1 protein-coding gene is annotated in these 2,919 nt (G+C 73.6%); it reads left to right on the top strand.

The genetic code is table 11. From position 1 onward, the window contains the following. Nucleotides 1-2,919, top strand: a 2,919-nt coding sequence (locus CED_RS20990; RefSeq protein WP_035913658.1) for a condensation domain-containing protein, incomplete at both ends; no start/stop codon positions are given.

Below are 2,919 nucleotides of genomic sequence, written 5' to 3'. Positions count from 1 at the left end.
GGTGCGTGAGGATGAGCCGGGGCAGAAACGGTTGGTCGCCTATGTCGTCGCCTCCGAGGGGGAGGTGCTCGACACCGTCCAGATCCGCGACTTCGTGGCGGGCCTGCTGCCCGACCACATGATCCCTTCAGCCGTGGTCGTGCTCGACGCGCTGCCGCTGACCGCCAACGGCAAGGTCGACCGTGCCGCCCTGCCCGCCCCCGACTTCGCCGGCCTGGTGACCGGCCGGGAGCCGCGCACCTCGGTCGAGGAATCGCTGTGCACCCTGTTCGCCGAGGTGCTGCGCCTGGAGCGGGTCGGGGCCGACGACGACTTTTTCGACCTCGGCGGTGACTCCCTGCTGGCCATGCAGCTGATCGCACGGATCAGGAACCTGCTGCGGACGGCGCTGACCATCGGCGAGCTGATGGCCGAGCCGACACCCGCCGGGGTCGCCACGCTGGTGCGGGCCGGCGGCGACCCGGCGGCCGACGAGCCGGTGCTCGCGCCCGTGCAACGGCCCGAGGCGGTGCCGCTGTCGTTCGGCCAGGCCCGGATGTGGTTCCTCAACCGGCTCGAGGACGGCGAGGCGCTCTACAACATCCCGGTGCAGCTGCGGCTGCGCGGCGACCTGGACCGGACCGCGCTGTGGGCCGCGCTCGGCGACGTGGTCACACGGCACGAGAGCCTGCGGACGGTGTTCCCCGACCCCGACGGCATCCCGCGGCAGCAGATCCTGACCGCTGAGGCCGCACGCCCCACGCCTGTGGTCGTACCGACCGACGAGGACGAGCTGCCCAGCCGGCTGACGGCCGAGGCCACCCGGGGCTTCGACGTGAGCCGCGACCTGCCGGTACGGGCCACGCTGTTCGCCGTGCCCGACGGCAGCCACGTGCTGTCACTCGTCGTCCATCACATCGCCGCGGACGGCTGGTCGATGGGGGTGTTCGCCCGGGATCTGGCCACGGCCTACGCGGCGCGGCGGAACGGGCAGGCCCCGCCGTGGGCGCCGCTGCCCGTGCAGTACGCCGACTACTCCATCTGGCAGCGCGAGGTCGCGGCCGGCGAGGACCGGTCGGACGCGCACCTGGCGTACTGGCGGCAGGCGCTGGCCGACCTGCCCGCCGAGCTGAACCTGCCGGTGGACCGGCCCCGCCCCGCCCTGCCCGGCTTCCAGGCCGGATCCGTGCCCATCCGGCTCGGCGCGCGGACACACGCCCGCCTGGCCGACGTGGCCAGGGGCCAGGCTGCGACGCTGTTCATGGCGGTGCAGGCGGCCGTAGCGCTGTTGCTGTCCAAGCTGGGCGCGGGCAGCGACATCCCGCTGGGCACGGCAGTGGCCGGCCAGGGGAACGCCGCGCTGGACGACCTGATCGGTTTCTTCATCAACACCCTCGTCCTGCGCACCGATGTCGGCGGTGACCCGACCTTCGTCGAACTCGTTGGCCGGGTCCGCGAGGGCGACCTGGCCGCCTTCGCCCACCAGGACGTGCCCTTCGAGCGGCTGGTCGAGGAATTTCACCCGGCCCGATCCCTGGCCCGCCACCCGCTGTTCCAGGTGATGCTCGGCTTCCGGAGCACCCCGCAGCGGGAGTGGCACCTGGCCGGTCTCGACACCCAGGTGATGCCGTCGCAGGCCGCCACCGCCAAGTTCGACCTGTCCTTCGACCTCGCCGAGTACCGCGATGAGGCGGGCGCGGCGGCGGGCATCGACGGGGAACTGCACTACTCGGCCGACCTGTTCGACCGGCGGACGGCCGAGGACCTCGTCGTACGGCTGGTCCGGGTGGTTGAGGCGGTCGCGGACGACCCGCACCTGCGGGTCAGCCAGGTCGACGTGCTGGACGACGCGGAGCGGGCCAGGATCGTCGGCGAGTGGAACGACACCGGCGTACCCCTCGGCCACACCAGGCTCACCGCGGCGTTCGATGCCCAGGTGGCCGCCCGCCCGGACGCGGTGGCGGTGGCGGCAGGAGATGTGCGGCTGTCGTACGCGCGGCTGGCGCAGGCCGCGGACCGGGTCGCGCACAGGTTGGCGGTGGCGGGCGTACAGCCGGGTGACCTGGTCGGCGTGGCGCTGGAGCGCTCGGCCGAGCTGGTGGCGGTGCTCATCGGGGTGCTCAGGGCGGGCGCGGCCTACGTGCCGGTCGACCTGGAGTGGCCTTCGGCCCGGGTGGCGCAGGTGCTGGCCGGGACCGGTGTGGTGGTGGCCTCGGCGGGGNTCGCCGCGCCGCCGGGCGTGGGCGTGGTGCCGGTGGGCGACTGGGTGCTGTCCGGGCCGCCGCTGACGCCGCCGTACGTCGTGGCAGGCCACGGCGACCTAGCGTACGTGATGTATACCTCGGGATCGACGGGCGTACCGAAGGGCGTGGCGGTGACGCACGCCGGGGNCGTCTCCCTGGCCGCCGACCGGCACTGGTCCGGCGGGGCTGATCAGCGCGTGCTGTTCCACGCCCCGCACGCCTTCGACGCCTCGACATGGGAGCTGTGGGTGCCGCTGCTGGCGGGCGGCCAGGTCGTGATCGCCCCGCCGGGACCGCTGGATGCCGCCGGGCTGGCCGAGTTGATCTCCGGTGCCGGGCTGACGGCCGTGCACGTGACCGCCGGTCTGCTCGCGGCGCTGGCCGAGGAGGACCCCGGCTGTTTCGCCGGGCTGCCCGAGCTGCTGACCGGCGGGGACGTGGTCAGCGCCACCGCCGTCGCTCGCGTCGCGGCCGCGTGCCCGGACACCGTCGTGCGGCACCTGTACGGCCCGACCGAGATCACCATGTGCGCGACCGTGTTCGACATCCGGCCGGGGGAGGAGGTCCCCGGGCCGCTGCCGATCGGGCATCCGCTGGACAACACCCGGACCTATGTGCTGGATGATCTGCTGCAGCCGGTGCCGCCGGGGGTGGTCGGTGAGCTTTATCTTGCGGGTCCGGGGCTGGCTCGTGGTTA

It is taken from the genome of Frankia sp. CeD (genome assembly GCF_000732115.1).
GTDB classification, from domain to species: domain Bacteria; phylum Actinomycetota; class Actinomycetes; order Frankiales; family Frankiaceae; genus Frankia; species Frankia casuarinae.
The sequence above is the reverse complement of the archived record's forward strand: the minus strand, read 5'-3'. Positions and strand labels throughout refer to the sequence as shown.